This window comes from Luteibacter sp. CQ10 (assembly GCF_040900725.1).
In the GTDB taxonomy this organism is placed as follows: domain Bacteria; phylum Pseudomonadota; class Gammaproteobacteria; order Xanthomonadales; family Rhodanobacteraceae; genus Luteibacter.
On sequence record NZ_JAEUYM010000001.1, the window covers coordinates 960130 to 981322 of the forward strand.

22 protein-coding genes and 1 other RNA gene are annotated in these 21193 nt (G+C 61.6%); 8 read left to right on the forward strand and 15 right to left on the reverse strand.

Features of this window, described 5'->3' with window-relative positions:
* Positions 1 to 142 precede the first annotated feature (142 nt).
* The 4 genes from JNG39_RS04375 to JNG39_RS04390 form a co-directional block, all read right to left on the reverse strand.
* The gene (locus JNG39_RS04375) at positions 143 to 502 is read right to left on the reverse strand and encodes a hypothetical protein (RefSeq protein ID WP_368309918.1); all 360 of its coding nucleotides are present in this window, start codon (positions 500 to 502) and stop codon (positions 143 to 145) included.
* Positions 499 to 1098, reverse strand: a complete 600-nt coding sequence (locus JNG39_RS04380; RefSeq protein WP_368309920.1) for a hypothetical protein — start codon at positions 1096 to 1098, stop codon at positions 499 to 501. Before JNG39_RS04380 ends, JNG39_RS04375 begins: the two co-directional genes overlap by 4 nt.
* 124 nt (positions 1099 to 1222) lie before the next feature.
* Complete coding sequence (locus JNG39_RS04385) at positions 1223 to 1873, reverse strand: hypothetical protein (RefSeq protein WP_368309921.1); 651 nt, start codon at positions 1871 to 1873, stop codon at positions 1223 to 1225.
* Positions 1874 to 2037: 164 nt separating this feature from the next.
* Positions 2038 to 2409 (reverse strand): hypothetical protein, encoded by a 372-nt coding sequence (locus tag JNG39_RS04390; RefSeq protein WP_368309923.1) that lies wholly within the window; start codon positions 2407 to 2409, stop codon positions 2038 to 2040.
* Between the two features lie 110 nt (positions 2410 to 2519).
* Here JNG39_RS04390 and JNG39_RS04395 point away from each other — a divergent pair, with 110 nt between their 5' ends.
* Positions 2520 to 2828 carry a helix-turn-helix domain-containing protein gene (locus JNG39_RS04395; protein ID WP_368309924.1) on the forward strand — a complete coding sequence of 103 codons (309 nt, stop codon included), beginning with the start codon at positions 2520 to 2522 and terminating at the stop codon, positions 2826 to 2828.
* 369 nt (positions 2829 to 3197) lie between these two features.
* Here JNG39_RS04395 and JNG39_RS04400 read toward each other — a convergent pair whose 3' ends face one another.
* Positions 3198 to 3686, reverse strand: a complete 489-nt coding sequence (locus JNG39_RS04400) for a hypothetical protein (protein ID WP_368309925.1) — start codon at positions 3684 to 3686, stop codon at positions 3198 to 3200.
* A gap of 345 nt (positions 3687 to 4031) precedes the next feature.
* Between JNG39_RS04400 and JNG39_RS04405 the strand changes: the two genes are divergently transcribed.
* From JNG39_RS04405 to JNG39_RS04420, 4 genes are all read left to right on the forward strand, one after another.
* A complete protein-coding gene (locus JNG39_RS04405) occupies positions 4032 to 4307 on the forward strand; it encodes a hypothetical protein (protein ID WP_368309927.1) in 276 nt (91 codons plus the stop codon).
* Positions 4308 to 4415: 108 nt separating this feature from the next.
* Positions 4416 to 4970 (forward strand): Panacea domain-containing protein, encoded by a 555-nt coding sequence (locus JNG39_RS04410; protein WP_368309929.1) that lies wholly within the window; start codon positions 4416 to 4418, stop codon positions 4968 to 4970.
* Positions 4971 to 4975: 5 nt separating this feature from the next.
* The gene (locus JNG39_RS04415) at positions 4976 to 5563 is read left to right on the forward strand and encodes a hypothetical protein (RefSeq protein WP_368309930.1); all 588 of its coding nucleotides are present in this window, start codon (positions 4976 to 4978) and stop codon (positions 5561 to 5563) included.
* Between the two features lie 186 nt (positions 5564 to 5749).
* Positions 5750 to 6565 carry a hypothetical protein gene (locus JNG39_RS04420; RefSeq protein WP_368309931.1) on the forward strand — a complete coding sequence of 272 codons (816 nt, stop codon included), beginning with the start codon at positions 5750 to 5752 and terminating at the stop codon, positions 6563 to 6565.
* A gap of 78 nt (positions 6566 to 6643) precedes the next feature.
* On the opposite strand, the gene JNG39_RS04425 is transcribed toward JNG39_RS04420, so the two are convergent.
* The 8 genes from JNG39_RS04425 to smpB all read right to left on the reverse strand — a co-directional run bounded on the left by JNG39_RS04425 (position 6644) and on the right by smpB (position 17425).
* Positions 6644 to 6970, reverse strand: a complete 327-nt coding sequence (locus tag JNG39_RS04425; protein WP_368309932.1) for a hypothetical protein — start codon at positions 6968 to 6970, stop codon at positions 6644 to 6646.
* Between the two features lie 521 nt (positions 6971 to 7491).
* Complete coding sequence (locus tag JNG39_RS04430; protein ID WP_368309934.1) at positions 7492 to 10977, reverse strand: DEAD/DEAH box helicase family protein; 3486 nt, start codon at positions 10975 to 10977, stop codon at positions 7492 to 7494.
* Positions 10974 to 12116 (reverse strand): restriction endonuclease subunit S, encoded by a 1143-nt coding sequence (locus JNG39_RS04435; RefSeq protein WP_368309936.1) that lies wholly within the window; start codon positions 12114 to 12116, stop codon positions 10974 to 10976. The genes JNG39_RS04430 and JNG39_RS04435 overlap by 4 nt, the downstream gene beginning before the upstream one ends.
* Positions 12113 to 13594 carry an N-6 DNA methylase gene (locus JNG39_RS04440; protein WP_368309937.1) on the reverse strand — a complete coding sequence of 494 codons (1482 nt, stop codon included), beginning with the start codon at positions 13592 to 13594 and terminating at the stop codon, positions 12113 to 12115. Before JNG39_RS04440 ends, JNG39_RS04435 begins: the two co-directional genes overlap by 4 nt.
* A 386-nt stretch (positions 13595 to 13980) precedes the next feature.
* A complete protein-coding gene (locus tag JNG39_RS04445) occupies positions 13981 to 14595 on the reverse strand; it encodes a helix-turn-helix transcriptional regulator (RefSeq protein WP_368309938.1) in 615 nt (204 codons plus the stop codon).
* Between the two features lie 211 nt (positions 14596 to 14806).
* A complete protein-coding gene (locus JNG39_RS04450; RefSeq protein ID WP_368309939.1) occupies positions 14807 to 16153 on the reverse strand; it encodes a hypothetical protein in 1347 nt (448 codons plus the stop codon).
* Positions 16154 to 16450: 297 nt separating this feature from the next.
* Positions 16451 to 16843: a transfer-messenger RNA gene (gene ssrA / locus JNG39_RS04455) on the reverse strand.
* 81 nt (positions 16844 to 16924) lie between these two features.
* Positions 16925 to 17425 carry an SsrA-binding protein SmpB gene (smpB, locus tag JNG39_RS04460; RefSeq protein WP_247374463.1) on the reverse strand — a complete coding sequence of 167 codons (501 nt, stop codon included), beginning with the start codon at positions 17423 to 17425 and terminating at the stop codon, positions 16925 to 16927.
* A gap of 78 nt (positions 17426 to 17503) precedes the next feature.
* On the opposite strand from smpB, the gene JNG39_RS04465 reads away from it, so the two are divergent.
* Together JNG39_RS04465 and JNG39_RS04470 are read left to right on the forward strand one after the other, a co-directional pair.
* Positions 17504 to 17932 carry a type II toxin-antitoxin system RatA family toxin gene (locus JNG39_RS04465; RefSeq protein ID WP_368309941.1) on the forward strand — a complete coding sequence of 143 codons (429 nt, stop codon included), beginning with the start codon at positions 17504 to 17506 and terminating at the stop codon, positions 17930 to 17932.
* A complete protein-coding gene (locus JNG39_RS04470) occupies positions 17925 to 18200 on the forward strand; it encodes an RnfH family protein (RefSeq protein WP_368309943.1) in 276 nt (91 codons plus the stop codon). Before JNG39_RS04465 ends, JNG39_RS04470 begins: the two co-directional genes overlap by 8 nt.
* 67 nt (positions 18201 to 18267) lie before the next feature.
* On the opposite strand, the gene JNG39_RS04475 is transcribed toward JNG39_RS04470, so the two are convergent.
* Positions 18268 to 18759, reverse strand: coding sequence for an outer membrane protein assembly factor BamE (locus tag JNG39_RS04475; protein ID WP_247374469.1), 492 nt, complete (start codon positions 18757 to 18759; stop codon positions 18268 to 18270).
* 79 nt (positions 18760 to 18838) lie between these two features.
* Between JNG39_RS04475 and fur the strand changes: the two genes are divergently transcribed.
* A complete protein-coding gene (gene fur, locus JNG39_RS04480) occupies positions 18839 to 19255 on the forward strand; it encodes a ferric iron uptake transcriptional regulator (protein WP_144913716.1) in 417 nt (138 codons plus the stop codon).
* Positions 19256 to 19569: 314 nt separating this feature from the next.
* On the opposite strand, the gene JNG39_RS04485 is transcribed toward fur, so the two are convergent.
* Positions 19570 to 21189 (reverse strand): MASE1 domain-containing protein, encoded by a 1620-nt coding sequence (locus JNG39_RS04485; RefSeq protein WP_368309945.1) that lies wholly within the window; start codon positions 21187 to 21189, stop codon positions 19570 to 19572.
* Between the last annotated feature and the right edge of the window lie 4 nt (positions 21190 to 21193).

The window sequence follows — 21193 nt, forward strand, 5'->3', positions numbered from 1 at the left end:
CCGCATGGGCCCACGGGAGTCCAGCGGTCGCCTGGGCCGTGCTGTCTTGGCGTTTTGCCGAATCCGCGTGGCGATGGATGGCCCACCATTGCCGAGACGCTTCACCGATGTCCGTCGCCAGACGAGTCTCCCATGGCGTGTGTCATTCTCCGCCGAGGGTTCGCTGGAGCCACACCGTGCGCTCGGGCTCCGACAGCAACGGGGCCAATGCCCCCCAGGTCGTGCGAAGTCGCATCACCGACTGGGACGCGCGCACCGTGGCCTGTTCGGCGGCTTCGCCCAGATGCCCCCAAGCCTCGCGCCGGGGCGCGATGTAGCTGATGCGCCAGGCATGGAACGCGCGGACCTCCGTTGCGATGTCGGCTTCGAGCCGGGCGCAGCGGGCGAGGGCGTCGCGACGATACATGGCGAAGTTGGGATCCAGCCGCTGCGAGCGCAGGTTGTTCGCGCAGTGGGCCTGAACCTGCTTTGGGCTGTAGCGCGCAAAATCCATGGTGTTCATCGCACGAGATCCTTCAACGAGAGGGCAACGGCTGGCGCGGGCTCGAGCCACGCGTTGACCTGCGTGCGCTCCGGTGCAGCCACGTTTCGCGCGGCGTCCATGCGCAATGCCGCCGCATCCAGGCCGCACTCGGCGATCAATGCATCCAGACGGGCGCGCAGCTGGTGCTCCAGATGGTCGACCGCGTCGGCAAACTGGGAACCTGCGGCCTTGCGGGCGTCGAACCACGCGGCGCGATCGCGCAGCTGTTCCAGTTGGCTGACTTCAGCAACCACGGCGGTCGCGGGCTCATCGATGAGCCCGGCGAACTCGCGCGAGCGCCGCACATTGGCGTGGAACTGCGCCACCTCGGTGACCTGCACATTGGCGGCCAAGAGCCACGCATCGGCCAACTGGGCCAACAGGCTGGCGTGGTGTTCCATCGGTTCGACCGCGTGACGCAACGTGGCGCTCTCGGCTTTCGCGGCTCGCCAGCCGAGGGTGGCAGCCGGAGGTACACCGGCTGACGCACGATTCGCGGTCGGGATGTCGCCGCTCTTTCCACGAAACAGGGCGGCGACGGCACGGCCCAACCGAAAAGCGACGGACGCGGTCATGGGCGAACTCCACGCGATGAGGGGACGAACCGGGGCAGGGAAGACCGGGGCTTGCGACTCCGCCTGAACCGGCGGCTGCGGGCCAAGGCGAGGGCTGCGCACCTCGGTCAGGACGAGACGGTGGCTAGGGCGCCACGGTGGCGGTCAGCAGCGGGGTGGTGTGGCCGTCGACATAGAAGTTCTCGATGACCACCCGCGACGGCATGACCGTCAGCTGCGGCTCGCCACTCATCAGCGTGCCGCCCACCACCTTCCCGTAAACCACCATCTGGATTCGCCGCCCCAGCGGATTGCTGCCGAGCGTGTGCTCGAGGGCGCGGGCCTCGGCTTCGTTCGCCGGCGCGTAGCCGGTCAGGCCCGGACTCGCGGCAAAGCGGACCTGGGCCCCCGTGTCGCCCAGGTGCATGCCGCGCCCTTCGCCGATGAGGTCGCTGAAGTCGTAGCGCCCGTGATCGATGTCGAACGCCGGCATGTGGGTCACCACGGGCGGCAGCCGAACGTAGGGGTTTGCCTTGGCCTCGTCGATGGCCTGCTGGAGCTTGGCCTGCACCGCGGTCAGCGCGTCGCGCTTGGCAAAGGCATCAGTGGCCGTCTGATAGGCCGGGTCCAGTCGGTTCGCCACCGCGGCGGCATCGATGGGTGCCCCCGTGACCGCATAGTAGAGCCCGACCCAGCGGAGGCCGTCGTGGTCCGGGACCATGTAAGCCTCGAACGGCTTCTCGGCGGCGGTAACCGCCGGCGAACCTGTGATCTGGCCCGAGTTAGTCGTGGTCACGGGCGCGGTCGGAGGGGACGCACCCGTCGCCGCAGTTGCGGCCGTGGCGGCATGAGCCGGGGAGGTGGAGCGCGGCGTTGGAGAGTTGGCGTCGCTCTGGGAGCATCCCGCAAGAATGCCCGTCAGGAGCGCGGCCAGCACCGAGCGGAAAAGAGTCGCAGGCATCAGCGGGCCTCCTTCTGGACCACCACCATCCACACGGTGGTGCTGCGGGGCGTGCGAGTCGCCGGGTCGGCACCGTAGTCGACCACGACGGGCTGCACCGAAGCGACAGACCAACCGGACTGGGCGAGCTGGGTCAGCGTGCTATGCCCGGCCTGTGGGCAATCCAGGGTCGTCGAGGCCGTCAGCTTATTCGGCGCATCGCTGGAGATGGCGGGGGAGTAGCAGACGTCGGCCTGGCTGCCAGTGGCTGCAACTGCCGAGCCGCTTGCGCACCAGGCGAAGCAGGCGAGCACGGCAACTAGCCGGATGCCGGGTCGGAAGCCGGCGAAGGCTGGTGAGTCGAAGGGCTGGTGGCGAATCGGTGCGGGCATGTCCGTGGCTCCCCTGACTGATGGTGGCGCGCATCGTGGATCGAATAACCTGAACATCAGATGATTTCTGGTGGAGCATACCTTGACGGGCCGCAGCGAGCGAGCGGCCCATGCCAGCATCCAAATCCATCGATCAACCCGAATACCAACTCGTTCTGGACCTGATCCGGGCCGTGCGGGTGGAGGCAGGCCTATCCCAGCAGGCGCTGACGGAGCGCCTCGGTCGGCCACAGACCTACGCTTCGGACTGCGAATTGGGAGCCCGCCGAATGGATGCGCTGCAACTGCACCAGTGGTGTGTCGCCTGCGGGACATCGCTGACGAATTTTGCGAGGCGTCTGGAGGCCGCGTTGTCCAGCGACGAGAAGGCTCTACCAGAGAAGCCGCCGCAGCGGGTGCCGCGGAGGAGTCCCTCTTGACGTGCTCATCTACGACCTGCCAACGCGCTAGTCGACGAGGAGTCATGTCGAGTAAATGGTGGCAACTTCCGCGGCGCGATGGCGCCATCGTAGGTACCGTCCGAGCGCGGGCCCTGAAGACGGTGCTGCATTGCTCCGGGGCTTCTGTTCCCTACCATGTTGGCAGGTGCCCATAAAAAAGGCGGCCATCGGCCGCCTTCCCGTATGCTGCATCAGTGTGGATCTATCAAAGGCCCGCGATAGCCACGCCAAGCGCGAGAATCGTTCCAATAGCACCGCTAATCGCAGCGATCAGTGAGACTAGCGCGCGCTTGGCGCTCTCCATCGGAAACATGCGTTGAGCTAAGGCTGTCATAGCTATCTCCTAACTCATTGAGCTGTAGACCAAAAATGGGCGGCTGCGAGCAGCGCTGCTGCTCCAATGGTAACGATTGTACTCCAGAACGCAACTGCGTAATAACCAAACCAGTTCCTAGCCGATTTTGCTTCCACCACTTTAACCGCGTCAACCGCGCCATTAGTTGCGAACACCCCGGCGGGAAGAGTGATCAGAGCAACCCCAAGTAGAAAGGCGATCGTCCAAGCGGGGGCTGCTTTGTGCCCTTTGACTAGGCCCTCCGCAAAGTCTGAGACCGCGGCAAAGCACATTACGAGCGCGACCCACCCCAACTGACCATCTTTGAACAGAAGCACGTAGCGCCGAGTACGCAAAGCGATTTTCCGCTCGGCGGGGTCCAAGGGCTTTTGCATCGATACGCGCATCAAGAACATGCCGAAAACCGGTAGTCCTATAGGTAGGACGATATTCACAAATATCCACACCCACTCATTTTGTAACCACTCCAGCCATGTTTCCATAATGCCCCTCTGTCCTATTCCCAGCGTGAATAGTAGCTCGTTTAAACAGGTGTTATCCCGGATGAATAGGGGGGGCGCTAATTGAATCTCTACCGAGACGGGATGAGCCGCCGCTCGAGTATTCGTAGGCGATAACGGAGTAGACCTCGCCCAGCGGCTCGGCCGGCAGCAGAACTACATCAGCCAAGGCGAGACTAGCCAGAAGCGCCTGGACGCCCTTTAGCTGTTGGATTGGAGTAGGGCCTGCGGCCACACACTCGAAGAGTTTGGGGCAACGTTGGAGAAGCGGTTGGCCACAGCTGGGTTCTCCTAACCGGGTTCCCGCGAGACGGCTAAGCTGGGGCCATGGCCCCCGACGCTTCCGCCAAATCATCTCTCGCTGATCTCTCGGCCGAAGGCATGCTGTTGGCCGAATGCTTGATGACCCGAAACTACGACGAGGCACGGCGAAGCGCCCAGCTGCTTCGGCATGGCGCACGGCAGCTTGAACTGGGGAAAGTCCAGCGGCTCGCCGAGCGGGTCATTCTCTTGCTGGGCCCCGAAGGGGCCGACCCATCGCCCGGGCTCGGGACAGCCGTTTTGATGCTGGCCGCGACCCTTGAGGACACTGGGACGCCGTAGGGCGGCAGCGCGAGCCTCAAGCGCCTTGAAGTCGGTGAAAAAGCTCACATTTGGTGACATACTGCATGCCGTGGCACGCAAGTCGTCACCAACGTGGACGGGGTTGTTATGGCCAAGGCATATTCGCCGCTTGCGATTGCGAACGCCTTCCTGGAGCGCGCTAAGCGCGATGGACGGCCGCTTTCGAACATGAAGCTTCAGAAACTCCTGTATTTCGCCCAGGGCCATTCGCATGCGCTGCGGAAAGGGCGCTTGATCGACGCTGACCCCGAAGCCTGGGACTACGGTCCGGTTTACCGCACCGTTTGGAATGAATTCCGCGACCGTGGTTCGTCCCCGATCGACCGCCTGGCGGTTGGGATGGACGAAGGTGCCTATATCTTCGCCGAACCCGGCGAGACCTTCGACCCAATGCCGACGCCCAAAGGCGAACAGGTCAACAGTTTTCTGGATGCCGTATGGAAGGCCTACGGTGACAAGAGCGCCCTCCACTTGTCGGACCTCTCGCACGTGCGTGGCGGACCGTGGGATGTCACCCGGAAAAAAACGGGCGGCGCTCGTGGCGCGAAAATACCAGACGAACTGATTGCCAAATACTTTGTCGATGCGCGAGAAAAGCGCATGGCGAAGCGTGCAGAAGAACAGGCGGCTGACGCGGACTGACCTCGATGCACGGAAAGGAAGCCGGAGACCATCCAGGGGATGAATCAGACGACGCCTATGAGCGATTCCTCCACGATATTGAGGAATCACTGCAAGCGCAGGATGCGGCCGAGGCGGCCGAGCATGCGCCGGTCGAGGACGCACCGCCCACCGATTCTGACTACTTTGTCGAATGGGACGAAGGCCAACCGTCGTGGGAGCAACTCTGGAACAGCAATCAGAGCCTTCGCCGTGCGCTCGGCGAGCTGAAGTTCGCCGACGAAGAGGCGCGCGAAGCGACCAAGCAGAAGACAGAGCGACTGAAGGCGAAGGTCGCGGCGTCGGTGACCACAACCGAACTGCGCAAATGGGGCGCCACCAAAGCCTATTCCTTGGCTACCGGCAGCATGAGCTTCTGGGTGGTCATCATAGGGTTTCAAGCCGCCATGAAGACCGCAACTGGTGTCGCGCCACTCGATAACAATGTCTTGATCGCCATCACCACCGGCTGCACCGTGAACGTGCTCGCCGCGTTCTTGGGCGTCATTCGCGGCCTCTTTCCGCACAAGCCAGACCCCTCTCGTCGGAAGCGGAAAAGTCCGAAGGCGCGGTGAGTGCGCCCGAATGCGCAGTTCGCATCCGCCTATGACTTCGTTCGCGGAGCTAGCGGGTAATCATCGTTCGATCACCGTGAAGGGGCCAAGAGATGCATCGGTTGTTTCCGCACGTCGTCTATACCGCAGATGCCATTACCCGAAACGAACTCTCGAACAAAACGGTAGTTCACCGAGCCCGTTTATATGGCTACGTTGATGTCGCGTGTGCGCGATCTTTGGCATCTTATCGGAGGCAAGTGCCGCGCCTACGCCCAAGTGGTCGATCCAAAGACCGAGCAGTACTACGGCATCGATGTGGTGATTCATCTTCACTCACCCGATGGCCACAAACTGCTGGCACTTGAGGCTAAGCGCCCGACATTCCCGGAGCCGCGAGGAAAGTGGGACTACGTCACCAAGGGTACGCAGTCTCACTTTTCCCAACAATTGGACCGGCAGATCGCTCACATTGACCCGTCCGTGGTCTTCGGCGGCCTGTTTCTCGATGCCCGACCCCATTACGCGCCGGTTGCGGGGTTTGACCCGCTAGGTAGCTTGTTCTGTGACTCACAAGCACTGAAGAACCACGAAAATGCGTTCATGGCTAAACGAACGACGCATCCATATTGGACCAATGCGGACGTAGCGTCGTTGGTTGCAGCTAATCCGCTCTCCGGTGCCACACCGCCGCTGGGCCATGTGCTTAACCTTCAAGAGTTGCTGCAGAAGATCATGGATTGCGGCCAAGGTGGTCGGATTAATGCCCGAAACTTTCCTAAAATTCTGACAGCGATGGCTCGTGCGCGTGCCGCGGCGACCAGACGGGAGGGTCAACGCCCCCCGTCAGACAAGGATGTGGCAGCTCAAATTGCGTACGCCTTCGGTTGCGCGCAGGTATTGACGCTGGAGATCGACTGGTTCAAGGGTGATGGCGCGGACGTGGCTCGACTACGCCAATGGAACCTGTCGCAGCGGAAAGCAACGCCTGGATCACGAACAAAAGCCCGCCGTCGCAGCTGACATTGATATCTCTACTGCGGGGCCCGCGCACCTAGATTATCAGTGCGCGGGCCGCTGAAGATTGAGAAAGGTTTTGGTCTATGCGATGAGAGCGGAAAGCTGGCGCTCGACATCAAGACGGCCGTGCATGGGCAAGACCGGCGCGCCAGATGCATTGGTGATGACCGGGCGATGCGACTCAAAGACATGTTGCGGCGGCACCCAATGCACTTCCGCGCCGTGGGAATTTAGGCTTGCGGCCATGGTGGTCATCTCTTGCTCAACCGTCTCGCGTTGCGTGACACGGTTGGGCGCCAGATGGAGTTGGCGAAGTACGTCGAACAAAAGATAGAAACGCGACGCAGCGACCTGAATTTCAGGCGACATAGAAATGATCTCGATGAAGTAAGAAGATGCCCAATACACCAGGGCTTCGGCAACAGCGAGATCGGGCCATCAAGGTCAGCATGCGCCGCAGCGGATCGGTGACGTTGAGGGGGCGAAGCATCAGCCGTTACGTAGTGAATAACATCGCTCTGCGCGAATTGCAAATCGGCGCGCCAGGCTGGTTCGGGAGGTTTAGGCACCACCTGTCGACACCCGTGAATCCATGCCAGCCGCAACCAGGGGCCGCCGGGTCATTCTGCTGTTTGAATTCAGCCAAGGTGCCGACCCGGCCGACAGTCGCACGAACCAGGTGCGTTGCTGAGGTATGGCGTCGGGTGCCGCTTCGTATAAGTCATTGAAGCTTAGGAAGATAAGAGTTGGTGCGATTCCGTGGCCCGCTCTACCCCGCCCTCGGCGTGGGCTAAGTCCTTGCATGACACGTCCATCGGCAGCCGACGCTTCTCATGTGAGACGCTGTGCCCGCCGTGTCTGTAGTGCTTCGCTGCGTTGAGTTTCTCGCTTAGAGCGCTACTAGAGCAGGCAGACAAGCGACTTCGGCGTCACGCGGCAGCGCGACGGCTGATTTCGGCCAACGCGTCAACAATGGCGTTAGCGTCGCCGTCATCGAACGTTCCGTCGAGCCCCTCGTGATGCAGGCTCGTGAACGGCGGATCGTAAAGCTGGCCGGCGTCCATCACCCCGAACCGAGTCAACCGCTCGATGATCAGCTCCACGAAGCGAATCTGAAGGCTGCTGTAGCGGTTCTCGTCCAAGAACTGGCCAAAGGCCTCTTTGGCAGCATTCCGATCAAGCCCCACCAGCGAACGGATAAACATCGTCAGCGGTTGCTCGCGGCCATAGCATGACTCGAAGCGCTCGCGGCTCTCCACGGGGTCCGATTCGTAAATGAAGCGTTCCAGTTCACTCAAATCGGTCGGCGTCAGTGCCTTGTTGTGCTTGAGTTTTGCAATGGCGATATGGCTTTCGTTGGCACGGATGTAGGCCTCAACTTTCTTTTTGTACTGGGAGAGATTGATGCCCGTGCTGAAATCCTTCAGAACAACTTCGGTGGCCTCACCGATCTCGTCGGTCAGGACCGTGTACACCGGCTCGATGGCCCTGCGCTCAATGAATTGAATCAGGCCGCGCAGTTTGCGCCGCACTTGGTCGATCATCGGCAGCGTGACGCCCTTCCAATAGTCCTCGGTTTGCAGATCTTGGATCAGAGCCAATTCCGCGCGCACGGCCGGAATGGTGTCTTTCCCTTCAAGCTCTGCGGCCAGATCAACGATCTTATCCCGGTTGCTGGTGAAGTCCGACGTCGATCGAATCAGGGCGAGCTGGAGGTTCAGGCACAGCAAATCAAAGAGCTTGGCTGTGATGTGTTCTGGCGCGCGCTCGCTGGGGAGTCCAGCGACGTGCATGCGAAGGTCGCCGAGCGCTGAATCATCCAGAGTCTGCCATGCATCGCGTTCCGCGAATCGAACGACGTGCTCACGCTCGGTTCGCACGATGAAGTTGTCCTGATTCATCGCGGCCACTTCGTCGTGCAATGCATCTTTGGTTTCAGACCTGAGCGTCACCCATTCCGCTTCAGGACCCCAGCTTGGCGTTGGGGTGATGGACGCATGGCTCTCCTTCGGGGCGAGTAGCACAATGAGATCCAGGCGGGCCTTGAATAGGCGCTTGCCCAGAGGCTCCGGCGCGCTTCCGAGGGCGCCTCGAGGGTTCTCATTGAAGTATTCAAAGTTGGCGCAGAAATCGAAGATGTAGAACTCGGTCTTATCGAGTCCAGGTCCAAACAGACCGGGGCATAGTCGCGTTCCTCGGCCGATCATCTGCAGGAACTTGACCTTGGAACGCACGGCTTTGAAGAAGACCAGATTCAGGACCTGGGGGACATCGATACCAGTGTCCAGCATGTCGACGGAAATGGCGACCTGAGGCAGTCGGCCGACCTTGCTGCTGAAATCGTCAATGAGATTCTGCGCGTAGGTCACCGCATGAGTGATGACCCGTGCAAACTCGCCCTTGTAGTGCGGGTAGTGATGATCGAACCGCTGGGCGATGAAATCGGCGTGGCGTTGATTGACGGCAAAGATGATCGTCTTGCCAAGCGTGTCTCCCCCGTCGACCTTGAGGCCGTTGACCATCAGATGCTTGAGCATCTTGTCGACGGTGTCTTCGTTGAACAGTTGCTTATTGACCTCGGATGCGTAGATTTCGGTTGGCGCGCCGTTCTCTTCGTCTTCGCCGGCGCGATCGCCCCAATCCAACGAGTCCCAGTGGTCTTTTTCCGCCTCGCTCAAATCGCTGTAGCGGATGCCCTCTCGCACAAAGGTAAGTGGCACCGAGTGGGCTTTGGGTGGGACCAGGTAGCCATCGGCCACCGCCTCTTCGAGGCCGTAGGCGTCGGTCGGTACGCCGGTCTCCAGTCCGAACAGGTGATAGGTATCGCGGTCGACCTCGTCGCGAGGGGTCGCCGTCAGCCCAACCAAGTAGCTGTCGAAGTAGCGGAAAATGGCGCCATATTTCTGGTAAACGCTGCGGTGTGCTTCGTCAATGATGATGAGATCGAAGTGGCCGACCCCGTACTTGCGTCGCTCCCCCTCCATCTGGTCGATGAGCCCCATCATGGTGGGGTAGGTCGACAGGTAGACGCGTCCCTGGCCATCTTTGTCGGTCACCAGATTGACCGGGCTTGAGTGCGGCAGGTGCGCTTTGAACGCGTTCGCGGCCTGATTGACGAGGGCGACACGGTCGGCAAGAAACAGCACACGCTTGACCCAATTGGCACGCATCAGCAGCTCGACGAGCGCAATGGACATGCGGGTCTTGCCGGTGCCCGTGGCCATCGTCAGGAGGCCCGCTCGGCGCCCATGGGCCAAGGCCTCGGTCATGGCTCGAATGGCACGCTGCTGGTACGAGCGCTCCACGATGTTGTTGTCGATGGGAAGTGCGCTGACATCCGTCTGGAGGGCCCTGCGCTGGATAGCAAGTTCCAGTTCCTCGCGGCTGTAGAACCCTTGGACCTCGCGCGGCGGCGCGCGCCGGTCGTCCCACAACCACGTATGGTTGCCATTCGTATAAAAGATGAGGGGGCGTTGGCCGGTCATCGTGGCAAGGCAGTCTGCGTATAGCTTGGCCTGCTGACGGCCGATTTCGGGGTCCTTCAGGCTTCGCTTGGCTTCCACCACCGCGAGAGACGTGCCGTTTGCTCCCCACAGGACGTAGTCGGCAAAGCCTTCGCCGCCCTCGTTCGGCATGCCGGTCAGGGGCACCTCAATGGACGCGTTGCCTCCGACTGACCAACCCGCCTCGCGCAACAGCACGTCAATGAAGAACCGGCGCGTGTCGGCCTCGTCGTAGTCGTGCCCATCGGGCACCTCGATGTTCGCCGCCTTTGCTTGGGCGATTTCGGCGCGAACGGCCGCTAGCTCTGCATTGACGAGAGCGAGGGTGGCCTCACGCTCGGCCAAAGTCGCTGAATGGGCCGCGATGGCGGCTTCGCGGTCTTCCAAAATGGCGTGCTGTGCGTCGATCTTTTCTTGAAACTTGGCCTCTTGCTTCTTCAGCTCGTCCTTCGTGAGGCCAATCGCCTCGTCCTCGCGCACGAGCTTCGGAACACGACGCTCTTCGAAATCGGCTGTGATGCTCTTCGGGTCGCTGGCCCGCGTGTAGGTGCGCGCCACCCAGAAGAGGACATGGAACAGTTCCCGAACCAGCTTCAGCGCATCCAAGTGCCCAATCGGCTGACTCGTGTGCACGGCTTGATTGCCGAACCGCTGGATCAACCTCATCTTTTGCAAAACTGCTGGAGGCGGTAGTGCTTCGAAATCGCGGTCTGTCAGAAGCGCATTGAGATTGCGGTCATACGGCATGCGCAGGTCGCGATCGTGCTCATAGAGCCAGTGCACGGCCTGTTCAAGCGCGTGACGCGTGCGCATGCAGCACGCACGTGGATCGGCATACACCAGTTGCTCCGCACCCTTGGCCGGGTCGAAGAGCGGCTTGAATTCGGAGTGGAGGAACTGGAAGTTGGTCATGGCCAAAGCGTTCCTGCGAAGGCTTTTGATTGCACTGCGGCGGCCATGCGATCCATACCTCTCTGGGCTGCGTACAGGTCCTGTTTCATCTCCTCCACTCGGGTCGCAAATCTCGCCCATTTATCTTGAAGCGATTTCGGTGGAATAGGAATCGGAAGGTCTCGGAGGATCGCCAGGTTAATATTCTTCTGCGCAACTTGTGGCGCAGTTTCCTCGATGATTTTTTTTAAGAAACCGAGTATGCCCTGGACAAACTCTACGTTACTTCCATCATTCGGCGTGAACCCTACTACACTGTCCGGGAAACAGGCGGGAAAAGTCAGAATCCCGGTATCCGCGATATTTGCGGCTATCGTTATACAAAGCGTCCCACGCGGCCATTTTTTGCTCTGAGATAATCCCGCGTCCGAGTACGTAGACGAGAATTGTCTGATGTAGCCGCAAGATCGGGCTACATCGCCTGTTTGAATTAGTGGGTGGTCTCCGCCAAGGAGTTCAGGCGCGCCACGAGGCCTGTGCCTTGAAATTCCCCGTTCCAGATCGCCGAGATCAGCAAGCCGCCCGATAGGCCAAGCTTTTGGGTTAGTCGCCACATCGCCGAACATTTCGAGAAACGACGAACGTAGGAGGCGGTTTAGCACGGCGACCGATTCACGACGCTTGCGTCTGAGGTCTTCGACTTTGTCGAGGATTTCGGCGACGCGACGCTGGGTTCGGAGTGATGGCAGCGATACCCTTAGCGAGGCGATGTCAGCCTTTGAGACCTGGAGGAATGTCGCACCCCGGCCCTTCGCTTTTAGTGCGGGCGACGCGTGCCCTAACCAATGCCAAAGGAAGCGTTGATCAAGCCGGCTGCTCTCAGCACGCAAGCTAGCGACGCCACGTCCTAGGCAGTATTGCTGATCCGCCCAATTTCGATCTCCTATCGTTGCACGAATGCAAAGGATGATGTCGTCTACCTTCGCTCGTTTAGTTGGAGCAGTGGTGAACTTTGAGGGCTCAGGAGTTATCACGCCAAAATCTCCGGCGCCCGCAATCAATGGAATTCCAATTTGTTCGGTGTTGTATGATTCGCCGTCGGGAGCTTGGCCCATCGTGATTTCACAAATCTCCCCGAGTGAGACTTCCTTCGTCGTCACGCGAGCAACCCCTCTAATTCCACCATTCCTTGCGCTATCTCGGCTTCTAAAGCCTTAAGCTCAGCCAGGATGACGAGAGGCGCGGCGTGATGCACTTCCTCGTGAGCTACCTGCTTGTAGCGGTTGATCGACAGGTCGTAGTTCTTATCCGCAATTTCAGCTTTTGATACGAGGAAGCTTTGCTGCATGCGGCTACGAGAGGCTTCCGTGCTGCGGGCGTTCCATCGAGCAAGGATGTCAGGCAGGTTGTTTTTAAGGTGGTTCTTTTCGTCAAGGGGATTTCGCTTGTCATCTAGCGAATAGCCGTCCGCTTGCATATCGTAAAACCAGACATGGTCTGTGCCGCCTGAGTTAGTTTTTGTAAACAACAGGATGGCTGTGGATACTCCAGCGTAAGGCCGGAATACGCCGGACGGCATCGAAACGATTCCGTCTAGCTTATGGTCCTCGACGAGGGTCCGCCGGAGCGCTTTATGCGCCTTGGATGAGCCGAACAGCACGCCATCCGGCACGATTACTGCAGCACGGCCACCGGGCTTGAGCAAGCGAAGAAATAGAGCCACAAAAAGCAACTCGGTCTTCTTGGTTTTGACGATGGCCTGAAGGTCCTTGGCCGTGCTCTCGTAGTCCAGGCTGCCGGCGAACGGTGGATTGGCCAAGATCAGGCTGAACTGCCCCTCGACACCGGCGTGGCCTTCGCTCAACGAGTCTCGATTCTCAATGGCCGGGTTTTCTACTCCGTGCAGCAGCATGTTCATCGAGCCGACACGGAGCATGGTGCTGTCAAAATCGAACCCATGGAACGTGTCGGCGTTAAAGCGCTTCGCGGAATTCTTATCGGCGTAGATCTCGTCGGCGTGATGTGTGCGGAGGTATTCGCTCGCAGCCACCAGGAAGCCGGCGGTGCCACAGGCCGGGTCGCATATCGTGTCTGATGGCTTGGGCGCCATCATATCCACCATCAGTTTGATGATGTGACGCGGTGTTCTGAACTGGCCATTTTGGCCCGCGCTCGCGATCTTTCCGAGCATGTATTCGTAGAGATCGCCCTTGGTGTCGCGATCGTCCATCGGGATCGCGTCCAGCATGTCCACGACCTTCGTGAGCAGGGCCGGGGTAGGGATGGTGAACCGGGCGTCCTTCATGTGCGCGGAATAGGTGGAGGTGCCGCCTTCGCCGCCCAGGGTCTTGATGAAGGGGAAGACCTTCTCGGACACCGTCTGGTAGAGGGCGGTTGGGTCACCCATCTGGCGGAAGACCGACCAACGGAGATTCTGTTGCTTCGGTCCGAAAATAGGCCTTTCGACCGGCTGTTTGAGCCGACTCGCCTTCTTCTCTTGCACCGTTTGCAGCTCGTCCAGCCTTTTGATAAAGAGCAGGTAGGTCATCTGCTCGATGACCTCCATCGGGTTCGAAATGCCACCGCTCCAGAAGGCGTTCCAGATTTGATCAATCTGGGACTTGAGTGTGCCGGTCATCACAGGGTAGGGCGTCCTTAATTGCTAAATGCGTCCGCCGCGGCGAGTTTCTCTCCGATGGCGGTTAGGTTAAATGCTAGATCATTCGAGGCCTGCTGGGTTGCCTCGGTCGGCTCTTGGCCCGGGTGCGCAGCGAATCGGACGCGCCGTCGCGACGGGAGCGGCCCACTCGTCGCTTCCAGCGCCTCTGGCGTGTCCCGTTGGCGCATCGAGCCCGTAAGGCGTGGAGGGTGTCGTGCCACTAGTACCCCAAGGTAGTGGCGATCACCGTGGGCCCCATGCGCGTGGCGGCCCCTTTTCCGTCATGTCGCAGTTGCCCACGCAGCTTCGAGGCGGGTTCGATCACAGATCGTGAGACCGTAGAGCGATCTTCAGCGCCGATATCGTTATAGGCGGTCTCCATCGCGAGTAGGGACTTCGCGACCGCTGAAGACCTTCTCAATGCCTTTGACGGACCGCTCTGCCTTTTCGTGGAGGAGGGCTCGACTGACCTGGCTGGCAAACGCCTCTAGGCTCAACCACACCGAGGCGTCCTCGTCGGTCACGTCGAACGTTAGGGCGCTGATGAAGTCGATGGGCCGCCCGTAGGGGCCCTTCAGCACGAACGGCCACTCATCCGCCGCCTGGGCGAGCGCGATGAACCGGCCGAAGGTGTCGGTGGGCAGCTTCTTCCGGCGCCCGCCGCGCAAGATGGGCTCATTGAAGCCCAAGGTTTCGTCGGCGGCCCGCTTGCGTTGTTCGGAGGGGGAGGTGGGCGCCTGGTCGATGGTGCGGTTGAGCCACTCGCGCAGCGGACCCACGGCGTAGCGCACCATGCGATCGCCCAGTTGCACATACGGAGGCGGCGCGCCCCGCGAGCGCTGCTCTTCCAACCAGCGAGGGGTGCACTCGAGTAGCAAGCAGACTTGAGCTTGCGTGAGCAACTTGCTTGCAGGCAAGGCCTCGATCGCCATCAACAGCGGATCGTCAAGAAACGCGGAAGTCGAAGAGGTCGGGGTCATGTGCACATGCTAGCGCGTGCCAACCGTGCGTGGGCACGTGTGGCTACACAGTGGCTACACAAAAGAAAAAGCCCGCTTGAGGGCGGGCTAAGTCACTGAATAAATGGTGGCTCGGGACGGAATCGAACCGCCGACACGGGGATTTCAATGACAAGTTTGGCGTCGCATGACGTGGGTCGCACGAGCGTGCTCCAACGACACGTTGCTATTTCTAGCCGTTTTTGAGATTCCGTTGCCTTCGGGTCTCCTTTGCCACTTCAATCTTTATCCGTCGCTGCGTAACAGCGAAGAACGGTGCAAACTGGCCGGTATGGTAAGACGCAATCGTCGGCAGCCCCTCGAATTGTACCTTCGCGATATCTGCTGCGCGCTCGGCCAAAGTGGGTGGATCAATGTAGTGCCTGCGCAGCACGGACCCGCCCGCGCTGTGGCCCGTCAGCCGACCTAGCCGGGCATCGGACAGGCCACAGCGCTCCGCGCGGCTGGCGAAGGTATGCCGGAACCCGTGGAAGACACCATCGACCTTCACCACCTTACGATAGGTTCTGTTGAACCAGTCGCCGAGTGTGTCGCCGGGCTTGTTCTTGGAAAGCCCTGGCAACAGTCGGGACGTACCAAAGGTCGCGACGACTTCGTCCCTGTACGCTAGCAGTCCGGCCTCGAGGAGTGCCGGATGCGCGGGGACAAAACGCTTTGACACCGCATTCTTGATGCGCTGGCCGCGCTCGGTCCGCGGTGCAAAATGAAAGCCCCAGATGCCGTCGATCTCTTCGAGATCGTCCGTCCATAGCTGAGCGATTTCCGTGACCCGCGCGCCGGTGAACAGCGCCAGGAGCGGGCCCCACCAGCGATGCGGTTGGTCGCACTCCGCGGCGCGCGTGGTTGGGTCGAAGATGCGCGCCAGCTCGGCGGGCGTGAAGGCCTCGCGGGTCGATGCGTCCTCCTGAGCCCGGGTCATGACGTGCAACGTCTTCGCCGGGTTCCGTGCGATGTCGCCGCGCTCGAAGGCCCAGCCAAAGAAGACCCTCAAGCGATCGAGGTGCTTTTCCTGCGTGCGATGGCTCAAGCCTGCCAAGCCTTCGGCCTTGGCTTTGATGATCACCTCGGTCACTGTCAGCTGCGGCCAGTGCTTGGTCGCGTTCGGGGGCAGGTGTCCGATGGCATCGAAAAACGCGTCCATGTCCTGGGCATCGACTTCCGCAAGCGGTTTATCCCCGACCACGCCGACCAGCACCTTCAGGGTGTGCCCGGTGTCGAGCACGTTGCTCTCCGCGCGCTGCTTTTGCCCGAATTGCTTCAAGAACAGCTCAACCGCCGCGCTCAACAGCAGCGTCGGCTTCGCCGGCGCCATGGGCGGGGCAGGGGCGACCAGCACAGACGGCGGGGCCGACGCCAAGCGCTGCATGGCCGCCAACGCCTCCATCGCTCGGGCGTGGTCCTCCGCGCCGTCGGCCGAAATGGACAGGCCGCCACCCGGTGTGTGCGCCACGATGTAATGGCGCAAGCTGCCGGCTTCGTGCGCGTCGAGCACATCCTTGATGAGTTTCTTCGTGTCCATCGGCTGCCCCCTGGCTGCAGCGAACGCTCGGCCCAAAGCATACCCGAGCTGAGCGGCCGCTAGGCGCGCTGCATCCCCGCGCTGCCGCAGGGCTCGGACGATGTATTGCGCACCCCACTGGGCTTGCAGAACGCCTGGAACCAGATAGCGTGCATAGACCCCGCTCGACCGGGTTTGCAGGAACGCCTTGGGCATACCAGTACCTCAAACAGTACCTTTGAAGGGACCGATCAGCGAGGTTTCAAGCACCCAGAAAGCAAAACGGATCAACACTTTAGCGTTGACCCGTTGCTTGATTGGTGGAGGTGGCGGGAGTCGAACCCGCGTCCGAAGGCGTTTAATCCCCGGCTCTACATGCTTAGCTCACCGTTGGATCTCGTCCGCCGACAGCACGGCGTGCTAAGCGCATCGTCGGACATGCCTGATTGATCTAGCGTCAGACCCACAGACGGAGGGTCTTTCGGCGGTCTCATGATAGTGACCCTACACCGGCGAGCATGAGCACAAGACCGGTTCGGGGGTTTGGCCTTTTTTAGGGGCCGGACAGCTTAGGCGGCGAGAGCCACCGAGTTGTCACCGTAGTAGTTGTCATTGGCAACTATGAGTTTTGCCGCTGGTTTAACGAGGAAAGCTGCCCCCTCGGCATGCACCAGTAGATCGCACTACCCCCGTCGAAACCAAAACACCCCCGGGGAAAACGTAATGTGACTACCTGTCACAGTATATGGGCCGGGGAGGGCACTCACAATGGGCGCCGCCCGGCCGTTCAGGTCAGCCCAGGCGGTTGTGCGAGCGCATGACGCGCTGTTTGTCGATGGCCCACTCGCGTTCCTTGTCGGTATTTCGCTTGTCGTGTTCCTGCTTGCCCTTGGCCACGCCGATTTCGCACTTCACCTTGTTGTTCTTCCAGTAGAGGGCGGTGGGCACCAGGGTGTAGCCCTTGCGCTCCACGGCGCCGATCAGCCGGTCGATCTCCTCGCGGTGGAGAAGCAGCTTGCGGGTGCGCCGCTCGTTGGCCACCACGTGCGTGGAGGCGCTCATGAGCGGAGGAATCTGCGCGCCGACGAGGAAGACCTCGCCATGCTCGATGATGGCATAGCAGCCCTCGCCGAAATTGATCCGGCCGGCGCGCAGCGCCTTCAGCTCCCAACCCTGCAGGGCCATGCCGGCCTCGTAGCGCTGGTCGATGTGGTATTCGTGGCGGGCGCGCTTGTTCAGCGCGATCGTGCCGCCACGTTCCTTTTCGGTGTCCTTTGCTTTCGCTTTTGCCATGTCCGTTAAAATCGGTCGATCGGATCCCTGATACAAGGCCGGCGGGTCCGTTGGCCGGCTAAGAAGACGAGGTATATCGTGATTGAAATCCGCCGCAGTGCGATCGTGCCTTTCACGCCCGCGCAGATGTTCGACCTCGTGAATGACGTTGAAGCATACCCAAAGCGCTTCGGCTGGTGTGCGGCCGCGACCGTTACCGAACGGAACGAGGATGTGCTGGTGGCCCGGCTCGATCTCAAGTTCGCCGGCATGACCCAGCACTTCACCACCCGCAACACCATGCAGCGTCCCGAACGCCTCACCATGAAGTTCGTGGAGGGGCCGCTCCGCTCGCTCGATGGGGTGTTTACCTTCCAGGCCCTGGGCGACGTCGGTTGCAAGATCGCGCTGGAACTGGATTTCGACTACGCCGGCCTTGGCGGTTCGGTGCTGAAGATGGGTTTTCAGCAGCTGGCCAATCGCATGGTCGACGACTTCTGCGACGAGGCGCGACGCCAGTATGGCTGAGTTGGGCGTCGAGGTGGCTTATGCCGGGCCGGAAGGGCAGGCGGTGGTGGCCTTGCGCGTGCCTGCCGGATGTACCGCGTGGGCCGCCGTTGAACGGGCCTTGCCCCACCTGCCTGCCGGCGTCGTGCCCGAGCCGGGGCGGTTGGGCATCTTCGCGAAGAAGGTGTCGGCCGACCGGGTGCTGGAGGAGGGCGATCGGGTTGAGGTTTACCGGAGCCTCACCCTGGATCCGATGGAGGCGCGGAGGCGACGGGCCATCGGCGGCTGACCGGAGCGGTGGGGGCGCTCGTCTCGCCGAGGCGAGCGACTCCCGCACCCTTCGGTGGCGCGGTGACTTACTTCTTGTCGTCTGGCGAATTCTTGTCGGACGAGCCGCTCACACCGATGTTGATGCCGCCGTCGTCCTTCTTGTCGTCGGCGCTGGTGTTCTTGTCGCCCTTGGAGTCGCCGTTGAGCTGGTCGGAGTCGTTCTTGTACTTCTTCGAATCCTTCAGCAGCTGCTGGGCGTCCTGCGCGAAGAAATCGCCGTCGCTGCGTACCAGCACGTCGTTGTTGAACGTGAGGGTGAGCGTGCGGGTGGTCATGGGCTTGCCACGGTGGGAGAACGTGGAGACGTAGTCCCAGCGGTCGCCGTCGAAGGGCGAGATCACCGAGGGGGTGCCCAGGAGCACGAGGACCTGACGCTTGGTCATGCCGGGCTGGAGCTGGTCGACGTTTTTCTTGTCGAGCAGGTTGCCCTGCTGCACGTCGGGGGTATAGACGATGCCGCAGCCTGCGATGGCGGTCGCCATCAGGGCCATACCCAGCGTGCGGATGAGCTTTTGCATGCGTAGTAACGTCCGGTTCGTGAAGCCTGCGATGATACACTAAGCGCCCGATGGCACCGCGATAGGGGTCTATACAGACATGGACCAGGAAACCAAAGAGCTCCGCAAGGCGGGCCTCAAAGTCACGCATCCGCGCATGCGGATCCTGCAGGTCTTCGAGGAGGCGGACGAGCGCCACCTCACGGCCGAAGACATCTACAAGCGCCTGCTTGCGCACCAGGAGGACATCGGGCTCGCCACGGTGTATCGGGTGCTCACCCAGTTCGAAGCTGCCGGCATCGTGATGAAGCACAACTTCGAGGGTGGTCAGGCCGTCTACGAGCTCGACCGCGGCAAGCACCACGACCACATGATCGACATCGACAGCGGAAAGGTCATCGAGTTCATCAGCGAGGAGATCGAGCGCCTCCAGCATGAGATCGCCGAGCGGCATGGGTATGTCATTGAGGACCACAGCCTGGTCCTTTATGTGCGACCCAAGAAGAAAGGTCGCTAATTGATTGAGATGGAAAGAGAAAAGGCCCTTCGGGGCCTTTTTTTCGTGGCGAGGGACGGGGGCGGACGCGATCGTCGGATTTTCCTTTCCCCATAAAAAAACGCCGCCGGCGGACTCCTGTCCACCAGCGGCTTGTCCGGCGAATCCGTGGTTCGTGAATCGCGAGTTGCTCGCTGGAATCACGGCGTTCCACGTCCCGTCGGCGAGGCGACATCCTGTCACCTCATCAGGTCGATCGTCCCCACGACCGACCCGGGCTCGCCGTCTCTCGACGGCGGCTCCCCCACATCGATAATGGGATCGTAACGAACCGTTCACTGTCCCGGTATTGGAAAATTTCCTATGTGGGATCCGACACTTGTGCTGCGCAGCAACACGCGCAGGTGAAGCCCCACGGGCTCCGGGCGGATTCTGAACAGGCCGCCGAGGGCGGTAATCCGGTCGCTCATGCCCTGCAGGCCGCGCCCGCCACCGTCGGTGCGCACGGGGCGGGGCGTTGACGGCAAGCCTGCGCCGTCGTCACGAATGTCTAGGATGGCCACGGGGCCGCTGTCGCGCAGTCCGATGCGCAGCCGCAATCTGAGTTCGTGAGCGCCGGAATGGCGCACCACGTTGGTAGCGCTTTCCTGCACGACACGGTAGATCGCGGTCAGGGTGTCGTCATCGAGCAGCCGGGGCTCGCCGCGCAGGTCGGTGACGTAGCGGATGCCCGCGGCCGTGAGCATGTCGCGGATGGGGCCCTCGTCCAGTGCGCGAAGCAGGCCGAATTCGTCGAGCACGGACGGACGCAGGCTGTCGAGCATGCGGTGCAGCGCCCGGCGCATGTGGCCGAGGATGCCGTTGATCGAGCGGCCGATGTCCTCCAGGCCGGCGTCGCCCAGGCGGTTCTGGGCCAGCTTCAGGTGGGTCTGGATGGCCGTGAGATTCTGGCCCAACTCGTCGTGAAGCTCGGCGGCCATGTGCCGGCGCAGGTTTTCCTCGGCTTGCAGGTTGCCTCGGGCCGCGTCGCGAAGCTGGCGGGCGAGCTGGTCCAGCCGCTGGTTGGCGGCGGCGAGGTGAGTGTTCTGCTGGGCCACGCGCTCGCTGCTGCGTCGCAAGGCGTCGGTGGCGGCGCCGAGCATCAGCGTGCCGGTGCCGGCCACGGCGAGGAACAGGTGGGCGGCCGCCGAGGCGGTACCGCGACCGATCATGTCCTCGGTCACGTTGAGGCCTACGCTGGTGATGAGCAGCACCAGCCCCGCGCCGCGCCAGCCGTGGCGAAACGCGAAGAAGAGAACGGGGGCCAGCGAAAGCACGCGGGCGAACTGCGGCTGCGGCGAGTACTCGGCCAGAGTGACGAGGATGGCGAGCGAGGGCAGCATCACCAGCAGGCCGTCGAGCATCAGCTCGGCGAGGGCGCCACGGGTGGGGCGTTCGCGGAAGACCAGGATCAGGGTCGGCACCACGAGCAGCACGCCCAGGTAGTTGCCGAGCAGGTCGCTGCCGAAGGTGGTGCCGAGCATCTCCACCGGCGCGGCGGGGTGCAGCGAGGCCATCATCGCCGCGTTGCCGGCGGTGGCCACGGTGGCGGTGACCATGGCCGACAGCAGCAGTCGGGCCACGTCCTCGGGGGTGTTGAGACTCGCGTGCAGGTGCGCTCGCCGCAGCAGCCAGAGGCAGGCGGCGACCATCAAGGGCTCGGGCGTGTCGCCCAGCACGAAGCCCGCGCCGCCGATGGGCAAGCCGCTGCGCCATTCGCAGAACGCGCTGGCCGCGATCTCGGCGCCGAGCACCCAGGTCCAGTCGCGCGTGCGCAACAGCAGCAGCGCGCCGAAGCGCAGGCCGAAGGGAAGAACCCAGTAGGGTTGTTCCGTCGGCCACAACATGATCCAGGCCAGTGCATAGCCGATGGCGATCAAGGGGCCGGCGAAGCGGGAAAGTGCGCGTAGTCGCATGCCG